Source organism: Novipirellula sp., from assembly GCF_041583735.1.
Lineage (GTDB): Bacteria > Planctomycetota > Planctomycetia > Pirellulales > Pirellulaceae > Novipirellula.
The window spans coordinates 1-20,130 of sequence record NZ_JBFHFD010000028.1 but is presented as its reverse complement, the minus strand read 5'-3'; the positions used below and the strand labels follow the sequence as shown (position 1 = coordinate 20,130).

The following is a 20,130-nucleotide window of genomic DNA, read 5'->3' as shown; positions in this document are numbered from 1 at the left end:
TGAGGCCTGATCCGTTATACGCTAATCCTGAACGCGAGGCCCCGTATGAATTTTGAACCGTCATTGGCCGCTGTTGGTCGGTAGCGGTTACTATCATTCAAGAAACGAGTTCTTGCTGGGATTCAATTGTAACCGAGTCGTCGACGAAAAAATCGATAACCCCCGTCTTGACGTCGTACATCGCACCGACGACCAGTAATTCCCCAACCTCGACTGCGCTGCGGATTGCGTGACTGCGATTAACAATTTCGCGAACCGAGCGTTGGACGTTCCTCTTGGCAATCCGATCAACACATTCATCCATTGCGTCTGGATGCATGGTCGCGACCCCCCGGCATTCATTGCCTTCCACCGATTCTTGAATCTCAGAAACGATCGCATGCAAGTGCGGACGACCGCTAGCATGCTGGGAATCGTTTCGTTGATCCAGGAAGTTTACCGACGAGGATATGGCACCGCAACGTGTGTGCCCCATTACGAGCACCAGCTTTGCACCGGCAACGGTAACCGCGTACTCGAGACTGCCCAATGAATTCGTGCCGATCACATTACCAGCCACACGCACACTGAAGATGTCGCAGATGCCGAGATCAAAGACCAGTTCGGTGGGAACACGCGAATCGATACAGCTTAGCACAGCGGCGAGCGGCGGCTGCCCACCGGCGGTCGTGTCAATGGGCCGACCGTAGCCACGTGAAATTCGACGATCCGTATGAAACCGCTTGTTGCCATCGGCGAGAATGTCGAGCACTTGTGCTGGGGTCAGGCTTTCTTGAAGTTCCCGGGTTGAGTAGTCTGCGAACTGAATTTCATCATGCAGATCGTACTGATCGCGGAAGCCCCGCAAACCGACACTCAATCCGCGAGCAGGACCGGTTTCCTCTTTGAATTCCCGAATCAAACTCAAAACATCAGGATCAATGTAGTCGGACTCCGATGCGTCTAGCAGCAATTTTGACCCCGGCTTTGCTTGATTGAAAATTGTGTCCAACGCTGCACGATTGAGAAAGCTGACTTGATTCGCTAGTTCTACATGCACCACGTCACCGTCAATGTGCGTCTCAACGATTCGGCGAATCGGACGGCGCAGATTGCTGTTTAGAATGAACAGGACACTGACGACCAGCCCGATCACGATTCCAATCAGCAGATCGCTATACACGATTGCGACAACCGTGATGATGAATGGCGCAAATTGATACCGCCCCTGTTTCCACATGTTGCGGAACAACTCGGGACTCGCCAACTTGAATCCGGTGTGAATCAAAATGGCTGCCAACGCCGCCAGCGGGACCATGTTCAGATAGACGGGAAACAGTCCAACGCAAACGAGCAACAAGACACCGTGAAGGATTGCAGACCGCTTTGAAACCGCGCCGGCGTTGATGTTGACCGAGCTGCGGACAACCACGGATGTCACCGGAATCCCGCCGATCAGTCCGGCGACCACGTTCGCTACACCTTGAGCCCATAATTCACGGCTGCCTGGAGAATTGCGGCGACGCGGGTCCAGTTTGTCCGAGGCTTCAAGATTAAGCAGCGATTCCAACGAAGCCACAATGGCAATGGTCACGCCAGCGACGTAGACCGCGGGGTTAGTCCACTGGGAAAAATCCGGGAACATAAAAAAACTGGCAAACTCCGAGAAACTATCGGCAATCGGAATCTGCACCAAATGACTCGTGCCAATCGACCATCCGCTGCTAGACCGCGAAAACAGCAGCTGTAATCCAACTCCAAATAGCACGACGACAAGCGGGGCTGGAATGCCCGAGTTTTTGAGCGGTTTCAAGCGGGCCCAAAGCACAAGCAGCGCAAGCGAAGCAAACCCGACAACGGCAGCTCCGAAATGTACCTCGCCTTGGAAGATCGTTGCGATTTCGGAGAATGTCGTTTCGTGGTCCGGCTGCGAAAACGACATTTCACCTTCGGGATCGGTGTCGTGGCCGAGTAAGTGGGGAAGCTGTTTAAGAATCAGGATCACTCCAATCGCTGCCAGAAGCCCCTTAATCACACTTGACGGAAAAAAGGCAGACAACGCTCCGGCTTTCGCGATCCCAAGCCCAATTTGAATTACTCCCCCGATAACAACCGCAAGCAACAGCGCATCAAATGCGCCAAGGTTCGCAATCTGTGCGGCAACCACAGCTGTCAGACCTGCCGCCGGCCCGCTGACGCTGGTATGCGAACCGCTCAGAGCACCCACCACGATTCCGCCAACGATGCCAGCTACGATTCCAGAGAACAGGGGTGCACCCGAGGCAAGTGCAATGCCAAGACACAACGGCAAGGCCACGAGAAAGACAACGAGAGATGCTGTAGAATCTCGAAAGATATTGTTTGCCAGTGATGTCGGGGCGTTTGTGTCATCTGTGTCATCCATGCATGATTCCATCGTGAGTCCAAGTTAGCGTCTGCGTCAATTGCTGTTACCAGCGGATTTACCGAGGTGGCTTTTAAGTTTGCGCCCACGGCGCAACGCAAAGGCTGTGCCGCGATGTTGGTTACTTCGCAAGACTCTCCGTTTGTCTGTTAGCGTATTGGAATTCCGTGGCTTTGCGTTCGGGGATCGCTTTTACCCGTGAATCAGAAGCAACCTAGGACTGACACCCGCTCTGGTCACTCCCCTCATTTCGAATCCCCGGTCAGCTTGTTCGACTGCCTCTTTAATGTCGTATCGCAAAACAACAGTCAGTCTCCGAGCGTTAGCCCACGGCTAACGGATTCGAACCGGACGCTAACGCATTGCAGCTGATTCGATCGACAGCCCACGGGTCCAACAGAAATTCAAGTTTTGAAAATAAGTCACTTTCCACAACCGGTGTTGAAATTTAGTCTCGGCGACTGAATTTCTTTCACGCCCTCTCAAAGGAGTTTTCGATGAGATTGCGAAGCAGGCTGAGCTTCATCCACGCTGTAACGGGGATGGCATTGCTCTGCCTTGGTTTTTCGGGGGCTTGGCACGTACTCCAGCTGCAGAAGCGTAACTCGGAGATTCTCAGCAATAACGTTGCGAGCATCCGTGCTGCGGAGGAATTGGAATTGATTGTTCGTGAAATGCGTCACGGACTTGACCGATACCTGCTGACGAAAGACCGAGAGTATTTGCTGCTTGCGATACAGAATCAAGACGCCGCCAACGAATGGATCAACAGAGCGGACGGCTTGTCGGGAGGCGACGACGAGAAGGCACTGGTGGCCGTCATTCGCAGCGGCATCGACAAATACTTTGCCCAACTGCACCAACTGGTCGATGACCCCGACACGCAGATTTCTTCAGAACGAGTCGAGGCATTGGAGGAAGAAACACTGTCGAAACAAGTCTTGGTTGCCTCACGCCGGTATCTCAATTTGAACGAAAGTGAACTTGAAGAGAGTAGTTTGCGAAGCGGATCGATGGCATTGAAACTGTCGTTGGCCATGGCATTGCTCGGAGCCTGTGGTGCCGCCGTCGGACTGGTGGCTGGTTACGGCGTGGCCCGCTCGATCAGTCGTTCAATGTACTTACTTTCGGTGCCTATTCGCGACGTTGCGGGAAAATTAGATACGGTGGTGGGGCCAGTTGAAGTATCCGCCGACCCCAGCCTGCAAGATTTACAGCAGGTGCTTGAGACGGTGTCCACACGAGTCGGCAGCGTGGTGGAGCAACTTCAGAATAGGCACAAGGAAGTGATCCGCGCCGACCAACTCGCTGCTCTCGGGCGACTCGGTGCAGGGTTGGCGCACGAACTTCGCAATCCGCTGATGTGCATGAAAACACTCGTTCAATCGGCGCGTCACAATAAGTCAAACCTTGACGCAGACGATCTAGCGGTTTTGGATGATGAAATAACTCGCGTCGATAAGCTGCTGCAAACGTTTCTTGATTTTGCCAAGCCATCCTCACTTGTTTCGAAGCCGGTTGATCTTCGAGAGATTGTTCAGCAAACATTCGCTCTCGTCACGAGCCGAGCCGAAACACGAGGGATTGAGGTGACCCGCTTGATGCCAGAGGATGCGATGTCAGATGATGCGATGACGGTTCAGGGCGATGCAACGCAGTTGCGGCAAGTGCTCTTGAATCTAATTCTCAACGCTTTCGACTTCATTCCCAACGGTGGAAAAGTGGATGTGACGGTCGCCGCCGAACATGACGTGTCGTCTGAAAAGTCGATAAGTGGTGCAAGTTCGAGGTGGGTTCGCTTGAGTGTCGCGGACAACGGTTGCTCACTGCCTGAGGAGTCGGAGCGAATCTTCGAGCCTTTCTTCAGCACCAAAGAACTCGGACTCGGTCTTGGACTGCCCATTTCTCGGAAAATTATCGGCGATCATGGCGGCACCCTTGAAGCGAGAAATCGTGACGAGGGCGGGGTAATCGTCACAGCAAGATTGCCTGTCTTGCACAGCACGCAACAACTCGACCGGTAAATAAAACGAACGCCGAATGAAACCGCGTTTGATTCCCGCCATCCCAACATGGTCACTCGCACACTCGCTCTCGTTGCCAGACATCCAAGGTGGAATACTCATCGCCAGTCGGTTGGCACGGCTTTGGCAAAGTTACAACGAACCTTCTCGGCCGATGTCAGCGTTCTTACCAAAGACTTGAAGGGGACGGTTCGCGAAGGCAGAACCGGCAAGGATCGCGCTTACTCCGTTTTCGGCGAGGTTCTGAATTTACTAACCCAAGGTTTCAGGCAACCTTCCCGCGCGGAACGAAACTCTTGGCGAGTTTCGCTACGGCTAGTTTCGTTATGGGCATGCCTCGCACTATGCGGCGCGTTGCTTTTGATTGGCTTGGTGCAAGCGTTGCTGCAATGCGTCGATGGTTCGCTGCGTTGCTCCTTGATGCTCGGCGATCACGCGGCGAGCGGCTCGGCCTAGTGCATCGGCGCTGGGGATGTCGGTTAGACACCGCTCGACAAACTGCTGCAATTGGGGGGCGTCCGCGACGCGAACGGCGCCTCCGGCCTCGATCAATTGGTTGGCGATCTCTTTAAAATTTTTGGTGTCGGGGCCAAAGGAAACCGCGCTGCCATAGGCGCCGGGTTCGAGCATGTTTTGGCCACCGCGACTTCCAAAGCTGCCGCCCACGGTGGCAATCTGGCTGACGCCCCACCAATGCCGGAGCTCGCCAATGGTATCGACAAGGATCACGGTATCGGCATCCCAACTCGTTTCATGCAGCGACCGGTCGACCGAACGCCGATGAACGTTCAATCCTGCGTTGGAAACCAAATTCGCCACGGCATCAAATCGTTCGACGTGACGCGGTACCAGCACCAACCGCAACTCGGGGTGCTCGGAAACCAACGACTTGTAAATCTTGATCGCCATGGTTTCTTCGCCCGGCTGGGTACTGCCAACCACCCAAACTCGGTTCCATGGATCGATGCCTGCCCACTGGATGCGGGATTGAACATCGACGGTTTCGCGATTGCTCGGCGCGTTGTCGAACTTGATCGATCCAGTTGTCTCGATTCGGTCGGCCGCCGTTCCACAGGCGACGAAACGCTGTACCGTTTGTTCGTTTTGAGCGCCAACCCAAGCGAGCCTCGCAAACGTCGCCTTGGTTAAAAAGGCAAAACGCTGGTATCCCGCTGCACTTCGCTGGCTCAGCCGGGCATTGGCGACCATCACCGGAGAACCTAGATTCGTCGCGATGCGAATCAAATTCGGCCACAGCTCGAGCTCGGCCAGCACCAGCATGTCGGGCGACAAGTTTCGCAGCGTTCGCTTGACCGCCCAGCTAAAGTCCAGTGGACAAAAGAAAACGCGGTTCGCGCCGTATAACTTCACCGCTAAATCGTAACCGGTGTCGGTCGACGTGCTGACGACAACTTGATGTTCGGGATGCGTTGTTTTTAAACGTTTGACCAGTCCGCTGATCAGATTGACTTCGCCAACGCTGACTGCGTGCAGCCAAATCGCAGGCTTGCCCGCCGTCAACGACGCCGCGTGCGACTTCGAGATGCCCCACAGTTTTTCGCGGACGCCGCGGCGATACCGCCCGTGCCGGATCATGCGATACATGACCACGGGCGAAAGCAAAAATAAGGCGGTGGCGTAGAGCAGGTTGGCGAACATCGGAATCCTTTCCGAATGGACAAGAAACTAGCGACTCAGAAAAAAACTAGACCACCGGGCCGCTCTTTCGCATGCAGCACGATTTGTACTTTTTGCCACTGCCGCACGGGCAGGGATCGTTACGACCAACGCGAGGCTCGGCGTGACGCACCGGATCGGGGCGTGATTCGTTGTCCTGGTTGCTCGATTCGGCAGCTCGCTGAGCCGGCGACTCGAGCTCCTGGCGTGGCGCACTAGCCGCATTAGGATCGTTGCGGCTGGTGGTTGCTTCCACCCACGTGCTGCGGATGAATTCTTCGTTGAACGATTCCATGCGGAAGATCAAATCGGTAACCCGCTCGCCAATCGATTCCCACATCGCGTCAAACAAACGCATGCCTTCGCGTTTGTATTCGACTTTGGGGTCGAGCTGAGCGTAGCCTTTCAAGCCCACGCTGCTGCGCAAATGGTCCATGGTCAACAAGTGATTCTTCCAAGCTTCATCGACGATGCTCAGCAAAATCTGGCGTTCCATCCGTCGCATTTCGGGATAGAAACGATCGTCGACGGCACCATCCACTGCCAACGACAATTCGTGGCGGTTCATTCGCAACAAGTCTTCTTTGATCGCACGGTAGTTGAACTCTTCCTTCAACCAGTCGGCAAACTGCTCGAGACTGCCGTTTTTGCCCGAGGCGACAGCCGCTGTGGTGTCTTTTCCTGCATTGCCGAACAACTCGTTCAGCTTGCGCTGCGCGACTTCGTTTTTCTCTTTCGCAGCCCCGCCCGCCTTGCGACTGAACTCGACGAGCTGAGCCTTCAAATCGTCTCGATTCAAACGCACTTCGTCGGGAGTCAGTTGGGCACCAAAGCGGTGTTGCACCCAATCGACCAACCCTTCGCGGTCGAGCGAAATTTGGGCACCCTGTTTTTCGGTGAAGCGAGAAATGCCGGCGATGACGGGGTATTCCGACTCTTTCTGCGTGTAAGCTTCTTCGGCTCGCTTGTAGAGCGATTCGCTGACCTTTCGCAGATCTTCGACATCACGGAATTCGTCCGGAGTCGTTTCGATTCCGAATTTGTGACGCATCCACCCACACATCGTTCGTAGACCAAAGTCGGCGTCGAGAAACGGTTCTCCCTCGGTCAAATCGACCGTGCCGATTCGCTCGTGAGCCTTTTGAATCAATTCGTCGGTCAGTTCGTCGCGATCCAACTTCTTCAATTGGTGTTCTTGGTAATTTGTGCCAAGCCGGGTGTTGGCCCAGTTTGTCATCGCCTTCCAATTCCACTCGTCTTCCATCGATTGCGGAAGATTTTCTTCGATGATCTCGTGCACGGTGACTTCCGCAGCACGTTCGGCTTGATCCACTGCGTAGACCTTGGCCATCTCGAAATCCATGTTCTGGAAATCGCGTGATTCGAGTTGGCAATCGAGTTGGCTGCCGGCATAGGCAGCGAACGTATCGACACCGTAGTTGGGATCCAAGAACGTGTTGACGAACTTTTCGATTTGAGCCCGAATCAATTCCAAGATCATGTTGCGAGAACTATGACCGTCCAACAAGTTTTGGCGATAGCGATAGACTCGCTTACGTTGCTCGTCCATCACTTCGTCATAATCGAGCAAGCTCTTACGGATTTCGTAGTTGCGTTCTTCGACCTTCTTCTGGGCCGATGCGATCCGCCGAGTCACCATCGAATGTTCGATCGCTTCGCCTTCTTTCATTCCCAAGCGTTCCATCATGCTCTTGACGAAATCGCCAGCAAAGATCCGCATCAAGTCGTCTTCTAGCGACAAGAAGAAGCGGCTCGAACCGGGGTCGCCTTGACGACCACAACGACCGCGAAGCTGCAAGTCGATTCGGCGTGATTCATGACGTTCGGTACCGAGCACGTACAAACCGCCAAGATCGCGAACCACGTCACCTTCTTCGCTCATCTTTTCGCGAGCGTCGATCTCTTCGACCAAGGCGTTCCATTCGTCGTCCGGCACTTCCAAACGGGTTGGGTATTTGTGTTGTAATTGTGCCCACGCCATCGTTTCCGGGTTACCACCGAGCACAATGTCGGTACCACGACCCGCCATGTTCGTCGCAATCGTGACCGCGTTGATTCGACCTGCTTGCGAAACGATGTCGGCTTCGCGACCGTGGTTCTTCGCGTTCAAAACGTCGTGCTTGATGCCGCGACGCTCGAGCAATTCGGAAAGACGCTCGCTCTTTTCGATACTGACCGTTCCGATCAAAACCGGCCGTCCGCTGCGTTCGATCGATTCGATCTTGCTCATCTCGTAGGTTTCGGGATCCTTTTCTCCCTTGGCAATGATCACGACTTCGTTTTCGTCGCTCTTTTGGATCTTCCCCCAAACTTCGTTGCCATCTTTCAGATTGATGACATCCCATTTGTGTGCCCGTTCGACTTCGTCGGCGAGCGCTTTGAATTTGTCTTTCTCGGTTAGATAGATCAAATCGAGATGTTCGATCCGCTTCATCTCCCGGTTCGTCGGAATCGCAACAACATCGAGCCCGTAGATCTTCATGAACTCGGTCGCTTCGGTCATTGCCGTTCCAGTCATCCCGGAAAGCTTCTTGTACATCTTGAAGATGTTTTGCAGCGACGCGGTGGCGAACGTTTGTGTTTCTTGCTTGATCGGCACACCTTCTTTGGCCTCGACCGCTTGATGCAGTCCGTCGCTCCATTGGCGACCTTCCATCAGACGTCCGGTGAATTCGTCAACGATGACAATTTGGCGATCTTTGACGACGTAGTTGACGTCCAATTTATACAGGTAGTGAGCTTTCAGTGAGTTGTCGATTAAGTGCGGCCATTCCATATTGCCCGCAGTATAGAAACTCTCGACTCCCGCCAATTTTTCAGCCTCACGAACCCCTTCGTCGGTCAAGGTGACGTTGTGCTGTTTTTCATCGACGGTGAAGTGCACTTCTTTCTTCAATTGCCGCGCGACACGGTCCGCATCGGCGTAACGACCGAGATCCAAATCGGCGGGGCCGCTGATGATCAGCGGGGTCCGGGCTTCATCGATCAGAATATTGTCCACTTCGTCAATGATCGCGTAGTTCAACGGTCCTTGGCATTGCTGAGCTTCCTTGGGATAACGATCGTCACCCTTGGCGGCCGGACGCATGTTGTCACGAAGGTAGTCAAATCCGAACTCGTTGTTCGTTCCGTAAGTGATGTCACAGGCGTAAGCAGCTTGTTTTTCGGCGGTCGACATGCCCGATTGGATCGCGTTGACCGTCAATCCCAAGTTCATGTACAGCGGTGCCATCCACTCCATGTCACGACGGGCCAAGTAATCGTTGACCGTGATCACGTGAACGCCTTTGCCTTCGATTGCGTTCAGGTACGCTGGCAACGTCGCCACCAACGTCTTACCTTCCCCGGTCACCATTTCGGCAATGTTGCCGTTATGCAGCACCATCCCGCCGATCAGCTGGACGTCGTAATGACGCATGCTCAGGAATCGCTTGCCCCCCTCGCGACAAACCGCGAAGGCTTCTTCGAGAATATCGTCGAGCGTTTCGCCATCGCGGAGCCGCTTGCGAAAGTTTTCGGTTTGTTGGCGGAGCTCTTCGTCGCTCATCGCCTCGTATTTGGGTTCCAATTCGCCGATGGCCTCCGCCCGTTGGCGAAGTTTTGCGACATGGCGAGCATTCGCTGAACCGAAAACCGAGGTGATACTGCGTTCCACAGCACCGAAAGCGCCACCGAAGATAACGCCGCAAATATCAAAAAGTCGTTCGAAGAAAGACATATTTTTCGTCGGGGTAAGGTCGTATGCGATTCGGGGGAACCGCAGTATCTGGATGAACACGTCTCAAACACACAGGCTTAAAATGCCCACCACGAGAGCAGAACCCTGTGTACGTTTGATCCGTCGTCGCGAGCGTCAATATGACACTTTTGCAGGTCAACATGAAGGTTGTGGCAAATCCAGGACCGAGCCGGAAGCCTCCATGCAATCATCGCGGCGCACGTTACAAAAACGCGTACCTAAATGCCTTTACATCCGCAAGTTACGAGTTTAGTGAAGATGGGTCAACTGCGATTGTTTTTTCTGTGGGCAGTTCGTTTTGGGCCGACATCGCTCGAATCGCCAAAACGATGCCAAAAACGACAATTCCATAGATCGATAGCACGACATTCATCAGGACCCCTTGGATTAGGGTCGTCAATAAAACAGGAAAAAATGGCTCGCCAAACGCCGAGAGATCGTTGGCCGCTCCGCTCGGCTCGAACTGGAATCCCGTCAACTTCTCAACCAACGTTGTCGAGGCGACTCCACAAATGATATCAAGCATTCCGCCGATCGGCACAGCGACCGAGATCAAAACTCGCGTTCCATAGGTGATCCCTAGAGTCCATCTTACCGACTTTTTGTGTCGCCACAAAAAGCTCGCCGTTCGCCAATCCAACCAGGTATAGAACACACAAAAGAGCACGATTCCGGTCACCATCGCGGCGATTTGCTTGTTGTTGGTGACAGCCATTCCCAGCAGAAAGCTTGGGATCGCACTCAAAACGCAGACAAATGTCCACCGAATCGCGATCCGCCAAACAGGAAGCGGTTGGCGGAGTTCCGCTAGCAAGTCGCCATTGGAAGGATGATGGACCTCATCCGCATCCTGCTCGACCACTTCGGCCGGAGCGTAGGGATTCAGGCGGGGCGCGTGGTCCGTCATGAAATTTCGATCCAAAAGTGCAGGTCCAAATCGATTTTCAGCCAAGTTGAATCGGCTCAGGCAGAATCGGCTCAGGCAAAGGAAGCTGAATTCCTCATCCTCCCCCCTGAGCGAGGCTAGCACACTTCGCCTCAACAGCAAAACTGCAAGGTCTCTATTGATGCACAGTCTAGCGAGTTTTTCGCTGCGGTCGGAAAATCATTCGACGCCGCGCCGGTCAGCTCCTAGGATAACAACCAATCGAGCGATTGATTCTTGATGCACTCCGGCGATGGATGTGTCGAGCGCGTCGTAACCTCCTCGATGCGTCCGTGTCGTAACTCCGACTCCTCTTTGACGTCTAATCTATGTCCATGAGCGATTTTCAAACCCAACACGTCTTGGCGTTTCACGACTTTTCAAAATCGATGTTCAAGCAAGTTCTCACTTGCTTGATTGCGGCAGCCAGCGTGCTTTGTCTGATGCCCCAGGTTTCGTTTGCGCAAGGAAGCGGACTAGGAGGTTTCGGCACCTTAGGGGGTGTTGAGCCCGGAGGCCGCTATCCATCACAGGAGTATTACATTGCACTGGAGATGTATCGCAGTGGGGATCTCGAAAACGCGGTGGACGCGTTCGAGGCGGCACTTCGTCGCACCCGACGCGACATCAACGGACGCTGGATCGATTCGATTCCGGTGTACGCGATGTTGGCGGAGTGTTATTGGCAGATCGGCAGTGTGCCGCAAGCTCGCGAGAACATCGATGCAGCGATGCAGGTGGCGATTCGCTATCGTGGTTGGCTGAATAAAGTCGATTGGCGGTCTGCGGTCCGCGAGGGGGTGCAAATGTCGCCACCGACGGGAGTCTGGCCAGCCGCATTGGCGATTAAACGCGTGCCGACGTCCGACCGGATCATGTTCCAATCGGGGCAACCCCTCACCGAGCAAACGTTGATCCAAGGGGGAGTGGTCGAAGAACCCAATCTGCGCGCGATGGACATCATCGAGATCATGCGTGGTTTGGCGATCGCGTCGTACCGTCGACGAATCATTCTGGGGCCATTGTCCGAACAGGATAATTTTGTCAACGAGTTGGCCGAGTCCACCAATGTCGGCGGGCTTCCGCAACCGGTGGCGCAAACGATGAGCGGGGCACTGCATGCGGCGGCTCGCTTTGCGGCGCATGACGACAAGCGTGCGTTTCCCGAAGCTTCGAAGTCCGCGTTATCAAGTGGCGGAGCTCATCCCTTGTCGGCGATTGCGTTGCTGGTTCAAGCATCGGTGCTGGCCGAATCCGACAACGCCGAAGGATCACTTGCCGCGGCGCTAGCGTGCGTAAACGTGGCTGCGGCGCTCGAGCAACCCGAACTGATTGGCGAAGCGATGCAGCTCGCCGCCGGAGTGGCCAGTGAAAAAGAGGCAAACGTCGTCCGCACGGCCGCCGATACGGCCGCCAATGCGATGGTTCGAAAGTCACGACTCGCCGCAGTGCACTGTTTTGTCGCCTCGGCCGATGCCGCGATTAAGTCACGCGACTACGCTGCCGCGACCCTTTCGATTGGACATGCAAAATCGTTGTCGGACCGTCGCGATGTGCTGCAACCGCGGATCGATGCCTACGGAGCCTACGTCGCCGCGAAACTTGCGGCGGGACGCGGAGAGGCGTTTGGGATGAAATCGACCAGCGTTGTGGACAACGCCTATGGATCGATGCGGACCTTCGCCCAACAACATCGGGTCCGAAATCGAACGCTTGTTTCGATGCCTAGCACCTATCAATTCGCACTGCTTAGCCAGTCACTCGGAACCCGAATCGGAGGATCCACGAGCGACGCGGTTCTTGATTATTACACCAGTGATCCTCCGCCGGCGCTATGGCGCCGCGATCCCGTTGACGCGATGACATTTTTGACGATCGATCGATCGGCTGCGCTTGCCATGCGACTGGCGATTGCTGCGGAACAGACCGACGGCGATAAAGTTTTGGTCCGCACCGACACGCTGCTGGCGGAACGTTTTTCGCAAACGTTGCCCTTGGCAGGGCGTGTGGCGCATGTGCGTGGGCTGGCCAGTGCCGAGGATCAAACGCTCAGCGATGATCAGCGAAACTTTCGCAACCAAGGCCCCGCGGAATTTAAACAGCTTCGTCAGATGGTGCTCGACAATGCCAAATTGACGCCGGCAACTGTCAACGATTCGCTGGTCGAAAAACTGGGGCAACAACAAGAATCGCTGGCCACCTTGATCGCGTTTTCACGAGGTTCGTTGCCTCGTTTGGCCCCGCCTCGCGTCGATGAAAAAGCGCCAATTCAAGGGCTGCCCAAACGAACGGCGCTCGTGACGTTTGCGTTTTCGGGCAATCGCTTGTACACAACGTTCTCGTTGAACGGGAAAACGCAGGTGTGGACCAACAACAATACGTCAAGGCTGCCCGCGATGGTTGGATCGGTATTGCGATCGATCGGTGTGGGAAAGACGCGTGGTTCGCGTTTGCCCGAAGACAACGCGTGGCGAAAAGACGCTGCGGCACTGTTGGAATTCTTGTTTCCCGAGGCAAGCAGTTTCGCCGGTACCGACATTGATGATTTGGTGATCGTGCCCGATGGACCGCTGTGGTACCTGCCATTTGACATTCTGCCGATTGACGGCGAGGATGCTGAATTCCTGGGCGACAAGATTAGTATCCGCTACGCCGCGACGCCTGGATTGGCACTACGGCCCGCACCAATTCGTCAAAAGAATAAGGCGGTGGGAATTGCGGCAAGTCGTTTCTTCGCTCCGCGTGATCTGGAAATTAACACCGCGATCACCCAGTCGATCGTCGATGCCGCAGCGGGATCGATCTTGTTGCCTGTCGCCGAGATGCCTCCCACCACGATGCTTGGCATTGTCTTGGACAGCTTGATCGTGGCGGCCCCAAGCGTGATGGACACGAGCAACCCGTTTGCCATGAGCGTGTTGCCCTACGAGGCAGGAAAACCCAATGCTGCGCTCGGAGCATGGTTGCAATTTCCATCGCAAGTGCCCACGACGATTGCGATGGCAGGCTTTCGCTCGCAGGCCGAATCGCCGCGACTTGGGGATGGACGCGAGTTGTTTATGACTTTGTGTGCGCTTCATGTCGCGGGAGTGGACGATGTCTTGATAAGCCGCTGGGCCGTGGGCGGAGAATCCAGTGCGATTGTGCTTCGCGAATTTTCTCAAGAGCTGCCGTTCTCGGGGATGGTTGACGCCTGGAGGAGGGCGCGGATGGTCTTGCGACGCACCGATCTCGATCCGTTGACCGAGCCGCTGTTGGCGCATGCCGACAAGGACCTTGAAAACGTCACCGGCGAAGAGCCACTGTTCTGGTCCGGCTATCTGTTGTCGTCCCCGATCGATCCCAGCGCCGCAGCGAAGCAATAGCGAAAGCTGGAATCAATGTAGCGGAACTCGCCAAGAGTTCCGGCCGCTGCGACGGAGATTGCGTGATTTTTGATTTCTTCGAAGATGTTTTTGAAACGCGTTTCACCTCCCCTCTGGGGGAAAAACTGCTGTAGTTTGTGTCTTGGCGACACCGTATTGTCACCTCTCCCAAGCTGACGCTCGGGAGAGGTGACTTGCGTCTGTCAGCCGATCGCGGCCTGCGAGAACACCCGGGCAGGCGTCCAAAACAACCAATTCAGCAGAGACCCGGGCCAGCACTTCGCTCGCAAGCTCGCGACGTATTGCCGGGGCGATGCAAATGACTAGAGCTTCGGCCTGCCACTACTTTTGCAAGTTTTAAACTCGACGTTCCCTGCGAAAATACGCCCAACAAACGCTACTATTGCGGAGCAAAAGGCGACTTTCACTCCGCCAATTCGGGGAACACTTCGGCGTCGAGTTCCATGCGGCTGATGATCGAACGCAAACGGAGCTGAAAATCGCTTTTAAAGTTCGCGACCTGTTGTTCCGTCAAATCGGTCTTCTCGGCCACCGCCTTGTTCGACAATCCGACCACGTACAGCAACTCGATCGCTTTTAGCTTGGACCAGCTGTCACCTTGTTTCCACCGCTCGATCTGCTCGGCGATCGCATCACGAATGGCCGCTTGTTCGATCTGCTTTCGCTCACCACTGCGGGCAATCGAGCTGGCGACACGTTCGCCACCGGTAAAGTCGATGTCGACCCCGTCGCCTGATCCACGGCGATGCAATTGCAACGCCGGTCGTCGCCCCTCACGCCGCAAGTGATCGGTCAATTTGTAAGCGCAAATTGAAAACAGATAACTTTCCAGCCGTTTGGATCCGTCATAGTTCGGCAGACTGATCAAGAATCCCACAAAGGCCTCTTGAACAATATCTTCGCTCGCCGCTCGATCACGAATCCGGCTGTGGGTGTACGCCAACAACCGGCCTTCGTAACGATCGATCAACGCCTGCCACGCATCAGAATCGCCATCGCGAATCCGAGCGACCAAGTGAGTATCAATTTCGCTGGGTTCTGACATCGTCATGGGTTACCTACTGAACCACAATGGGCAAGCTCTCGCTGTGGCTGTTGAATTCGGGAGCATACATGCACTCGATGTTCGCAAATCCAGTCTGGTACTCGCCTTTCAGTTGGACTCGTGTGCTGTACTCGAAAACATACGTTCCCTTTGGCAAGTAGTCGATAAAGAAATGCGTTGCCGTGTCACGAGTCGATTCGTAATATCCCAGTCCATCTTGGTACTTGTACTGAGATAAAACATTCACCGGTTCGGTACCGCTGCCGCGATAATCCTTCATATGAGCATACTCCATATCACGGTCGGTCCGCAAAACGATTCGCACGACCAATTCGTCACCCACCGATACCGGTCCATCCACAGCGACCAACGTCGGTCCTTTGCCAGTATTCTTTTTGACAAACAGCTTCTTTTCCAGAGTTAAAGGCGTACCTTCGTGCGGCGTCACCTTGCTGATGTCTTCCAGGTATTGCCAGTGCAAACTGCCCCAAGCCACGCCCTCGTCTACTTTACGCATCGTGACGTTGCCAAGTTCTGGCTTGACTTCGCCGGCAGCGAAACGGACTTCGTAGAACCCGGTTCCCGCTTCGACATTTTCAGGCTCGATCAATTTCTCGCCAAGCTCGACTTGGACCAATTCATCGGACGCCAACAGATCGCTACCTCGCAGCAGCAATGCGTAAATCGCGTCCGCAGTCGCCTTGGTCGTCTTCCAATCCTGAGTTTGTTTCTGCTTCAGCAGCCAAACCTTGCACGCTTCGACCGCTTCGCGATCATTCATCACCTCGTCAAAGCCCTCGATCATCATCGCTTGGGTTTCGATCGGGGCACGGTACCACCAGTATGACAATTCGGTCTCTCGCCAGAACATGCCAAGCTCTTCATCGGTGACTGATCGCTCTTTGATCGATGCCATGATGCCTTGGGCAGCTTCGGCTTCACCAAATCGCTTCAGTGCCACTGCCATGTGGGCTTGCGATTGCCGAACCGCCAATTTTAACCAATGCGTTTTGGCTTGGTTGACCCAGTAATTGACCGCTTCGCGATGTTCAGGTGCAACCGCCTGGTCTTGCAAGAAGAAACTTCGGCCATACAAGTACAACGCAATCGTTGTCGACAGGTGATTCTTGTCGCGATTCTCTGGTTTGATGTCCTCGTATTGCTTGGTCACCCAGCCATCGAGTCGCGCCAGCGATCGGATCGCGGGTTCAGCATCGATCGGGACGCCTAAGTGACGCATCCGTCCAAAACCGGTCGTGATGTACAACGTGATAAAGTCGTTGCCGCGTCCCCCGGGGAACCAAGGCCACGAGCCATCCTCGAGTTGCATCTCGGTCAACTTGAACAAGTTCCGCTTGGTCTCGTCTTGCAAGCGATTGGTGTCAAACAAGATGCCGACGTTGCGTCGTGCTTGGCTTTCGCTTTCCGCTTGGCGAACCCAAGGAGTTTCTTCGAGCATCACCGTTTTCAGTTCTTGGTTCTTCTCCAGCGGACTATCCAGTGCCGGAGTCCCTCGCCACTGATCAAACACTCGCTCGATCTTGGGATCGCTGTTTGCGATGTGCTGGGCCAACGTGTTGGCGTACAACCGGTTGAAAACCTGCTCGCTGCACTCGTAGGGATATTCCATCAAATACGGAAGTGCCATCACGGCGTACCACGACGGGTTCGACGCGACTTGCAGCGTCAACGATTGATGCTGCAGCGTGTCGGAGTTACCTGATTGGAGCAGTTTCTCAAAGTCAAATTGCTTCACCTGCTTGCCTCGGATCGGCAACGGAATGGATTCCTTCACTAACACGCGGCGTGACAGGACCGGCAAATAGCCTTCTTCGCCATCGGAAAGTTTTCCCGTAGAGCCAACGGCCTTGTAGGTCAAAAATCCGATTCCGTCGGGTACTTTGATCTTCCACGACAACGATTCGGATTGGCCGGCGGGGATCGTGAACGATTGATCGACCGTAGCGTTGTCGAGTTGAGCATCGACGCTTTTGCTGGTTTTTGCATCGGCAAACGACAAGCGAACTTGTCCGGTTTGCTGCGTCGGTGATTGGTTGCTGACTTTGACCGTAAATTCGATCAAGTCCCCTTCGCGAACGAAGCGTGGCGGATTCGGCTGGACCATCAAGTCTTTCGCCGTCACGGTCTTGCCGGTCAAAAAGCCGCTACGCAGTTTTTGGTCATGGGCAAAACCGAGGAATTTCCACTCGGTCAGTGCTTCGGGCATCGTGAATTCCATCCGCACCGTACCATCGTTCCCGGCTAGCAGATGAGGAAAGAAGAAGGCGGTTTCGTTCAGGTTTTTGCGCGCTGAAACACTCTCCAAATCGACATTCGCAGCTCCCTTGTCATCGCCGCCATCCTGCGGGTCGGCCTGTCGCTCCGCTCCGTCCATCGCGGCATCAGCCTGCATCATCATCTTCGCTCCTACGCCTTCGGCTTCGCCCATCATCATTCCGGCATCCATTGCCGCCGCCATCGGTGCTGCGGGAGCAAACGCATCCAAACTCTCCGTCCTCATCCGCGATCGCATTGCACCCTTCATTTGATTTCGGAATTGGTATCCCCACAAATTCTGCACGATCATCGACGGGTAATGACGATAGGTCAAATTTCCGTTGCGTTGATCGTGACGCCAGCCGTGCCAGATTTGACGCAGCGATTCAGCCGAATTTTCGAATTGGGAGTGCATCCGCGAGTGATCTTGATAGAAGACGTTAAAACGCTGCATCCATGTGTGCGGCTGGAACGCGTCCAAAGAAGCGTCATACAGCGTCGCCACCATCTCGGCCGCAGCACGCTCGGCGTCGGGGCCTTTGATAATCGCGGTCCAAGTCTCTTTGGCAGCAGGATCCAATTTCGAGACGAAATGCTCCCACTGGATATCGAGTTCCTTGTTCGTCCAAGGCACTTCGACTCGTTCGGCGTTGAAGTAGGCTCGGTTTTCGCGAACCATCGTCGTTCGCACGACAAAGCCGCCTCGCATCGACTCGTTGACCGGTTGTTCAATCAAAACTTGAGTCGAGTTTGCTGGCGTCCAATAGCTCTTTAGCAGTTTGCCGCGATGTTCAATTTCGATGAACGCACGGGCGGTCTCGTAACCGCTGCCCCAAATCGCTCGCATCGATTCACCTGGTTCGAGCGAACTCTTTTCTTGCAGGAAAAGATCGGGAATCTTGATTGCAAGCTTCTTGGCATTCGGATCAAGCACTTTGATCGGCAGCAGTGCGGTGACCTGTTTTCCGAACCGATCGCGTGTTTCCAGCTTGGCTCGGTAGGGGCCTGCCGATAGATCCAACGTGAGCTTGGCGTTGCCGCCACCATCGGTTTCAAATTCCTTTTTGGCAACCGGATCACTCAATTCCCAGGTGTTGATGTCCGACAAATCGGGGGCTGGTTTTGTGTCGCCGCCACGCAGCGGTTGATAGTGATGGCCGCCAAGCGAAGGACGAACGACTTTGCCTGGCTGTTTCAGCTGATAAACCGTCACCGTTCCTTTGGCCGATTGACCGTCACCGTCGAGCGTTTTTGTGCTGATCGAAATTTCAACCGGCTTATCACTGGTTTGCCAATCGTCGGCCGTCAGGGTGGCGGCAAGTGCGGTGTAGCCCACGCTAACCGAACGTTGATCCGACCGTGTTTCGCCGGTGGAATCGGTCACGTCGGCGTAGACCGTGAATTGAAACGTTGGTTCGCTCTCTTCGGGGACTGACAAATCAGGCTTGGCATCGAAGGTGATTTCAAACGATCCATCGGCACCACTACGGGTCGTACCATGAGCGATTTCTTGGTTGCCTTGCGGCCGAGGAGGGAACCCGAAGCGACGCCACGACCATGACCACCAAATCGGGTAGCGTACTTCGCGGACCACACGCCACGAGACCAATGCGTCATCGATCGCGGCTCCGGTGTAGGCGGTTGCGTTTGCCCGGATCGTAACGGGGCCGCCTAATTTTGCGGGTTCGCTCGGAGCGTTTAGTTTGACTTGGAATTTGGGACGTTTGTATTCTTCGACACGGAACTGAGTCTGGCCTCGTGCGACGCCGTCGACTCGCAATGACATTTGCCCCATCAAGCGGTCACGCGGTGCAGTCACGCTGCCGCTGAAGCTGCCGTAATCGTTGGTGCGATGCGTCAGCCGCTCGATTTCCTTGCCGTTGACGTCCGAAAACACCACAACGACTTGCTGGTTTGCCAACGTTTGGTAGTTGTTTCTCGTTTGGTTGACCGACAAACAAATGCCTTTGTAGCGAATCGTTTGTCCCGGGCGGTACAAAGTGCGATCGGTGAAAAACTGGGTCTGCTGGTGAGTGCGTTCGCGATCATTCGACTGGTAAACCGAGATACCATGGTTGGACGAGAGACGTTGCCCGCGATGTGACGCCAACAAGATCAGATTGCGTCCATTGGTGACTTTCGTCTTGAAAAATCCGTTGCCGTCGGTGAGGACCGTCAGCAATTCCACTCGCCGGTTCCCCTCATTCGCCCAGATTTTTACCGATGCGTCCTGTCGAGGTTCTCCGGTTTTTGCGTCCAACACAAAACCTTCGAGCGTTCCCTTGCCCTGCGCGGTTCGTAGCACCAAGGCCAATTCGCTGACCCAAACCTCGGCCATGCTGACTTGGTTGTCGTCGTGCGCGAAATCCTCGCGGTGGCTGGCATACAAGAAATACGATCCAGCCGCGATGTCCTCAGGCACCTTCACTTGTTCGACGCGTTCTTGATAGTCCTCGGTTTTTGGCAGATCCGCGGACCAACGTTTGACGATTTTTTGGTTCATCAAGGCGGATTGCTGAGCACGATTTAATTGCATCGGTTGGTAACGATCTGAATTCACGAATTCGTCGAAATCAAACGTCACAAGTCGAAAGTACACTTTTTCGACGTTGCGGTAGCGAACATCGACGGTCGGCCAGGGGGCGTTCCATAC

At 54.7% G+C, this 20,130-nt stretch carries 8 protein-coding genes; 2 read left to right on the top strand and 6 right to left on the bottom strand.

From position 1 onward, the window contains the following. Positions 1–97: 97 nt before the first annotated feature. On the bottom strand, positions 98–2,383 hold the full coding sequence (locus tag ABX962_RS04165; RefSeq protein ID WP_372716909.1) for a bifunctional SulP family inorganic anion transporter/carbonic anhydrase: 2,286 nt from the start codon (positions 2,381–2,383) through the stop codon (positions 98–100). A 497-nt stretch (positions 2,384–2,880) separates the two neighbouring features. Between ABX962_RS04165 and ABX962_RS04160 the strand changes: the two genes are divergently transcribed. Beyond that, positions 2,881–4,407: a sensor histidine kinase gene (locus ABX962_RS04160; RefSeq protein WP_372716907.1), complete on the top strand. Its 1,527-nt coding sequence runs from the start codon at positions 2,881–2,883 to the stop codon at positions 4,405–4,407. A gap of 342 nt (positions 4,408–4,749) precedes the next feature. Here ABX962_RS04160 and ABX962_RS04155 read toward each other — a convergent pair whose 3' ends face one another. From ABX962_RS04155 to ABX962_RS04145, 3 genes are all read right to left on the bottom strand, one after another. Continuing rightward, the gene (locus ABX962_RS04155; protein ID WP_372716905.1) at positions 4,750–6,066 is read right to left on the bottom strand and encodes a 3-deoxy-D-manno-octulosonic acid transferase; all 1,317 of its coding nucleotides are present in this window, start codon (positions 6,064–6,066) and stop codon (positions 4,750–4,752) included. A gap of 46 nt (positions 6,067–6,112) precedes the next feature. After that, positions 6,113–9,823 (bottom strand): preprotein translocase subunit SecA, encoded by a 3,711-nt coding sequence (locus tag ABX962_RS04150; RefSeq protein ID WP_372716904.1) that lies wholly within the window; start codon positions 9,821–9,823, stop codon positions 6,113–6,115. A gap of 262 nt (positions 9,824–10,085) precedes the next feature. Further along, positions 10,086–10,751, bottom strand: a complete 666-nt coding sequence (locus ABX962_RS04145; RefSeq protein WP_372716902.1) for a hypothetical protein — start codon at positions 10,749–10,751, stop codon at positions 10,086–10,088. Positions 10,752–11,104: 353 nt separating this feature from the next. Between ABX962_RS04145 and ABX962_RS04140 the strand changes: the two genes are divergently transcribed. Then, complete coding sequence (locus ABX962_RS04140) at positions 11,105–14,134, top strand: hypothetical protein (RefSeq protein ID WP_372716900.1); 3,030 nt, start codon at positions 11,105–11,107, stop codon at positions 14,132–14,134. Positions 14,135–14,558: 424 nt separating this feature from the next. Here ABX962_RS04140 and ABX962_RS04135 read toward each other — a convergent pair whose 3' ends face one another. Then, positions 14,559–15,206 (bottom strand): RNA polymerase sigma factor, encoded by a 648-nt coding sequence (locus ABX962_RS04135; protein WP_372716898.1) that lies wholly within the window; start codon positions 15,204–15,206, stop codon positions 14,559–14,561. Positions 15,207–15,213: 7 nt separating this feature from the next. After that, positions 15,214–20,037: an alpha-2-macroglobulin gene (locus ABX962_RS04130; RefSeq protein WP_372716896.1), complete on the bottom strand. Its 4,824-nt coding sequence runs from the start codon at positions 20,035–20,037 to the stop codon at positions 15,214–15,216. Positions 20,038–20,130: the final 93 nt, after the last annotated feature.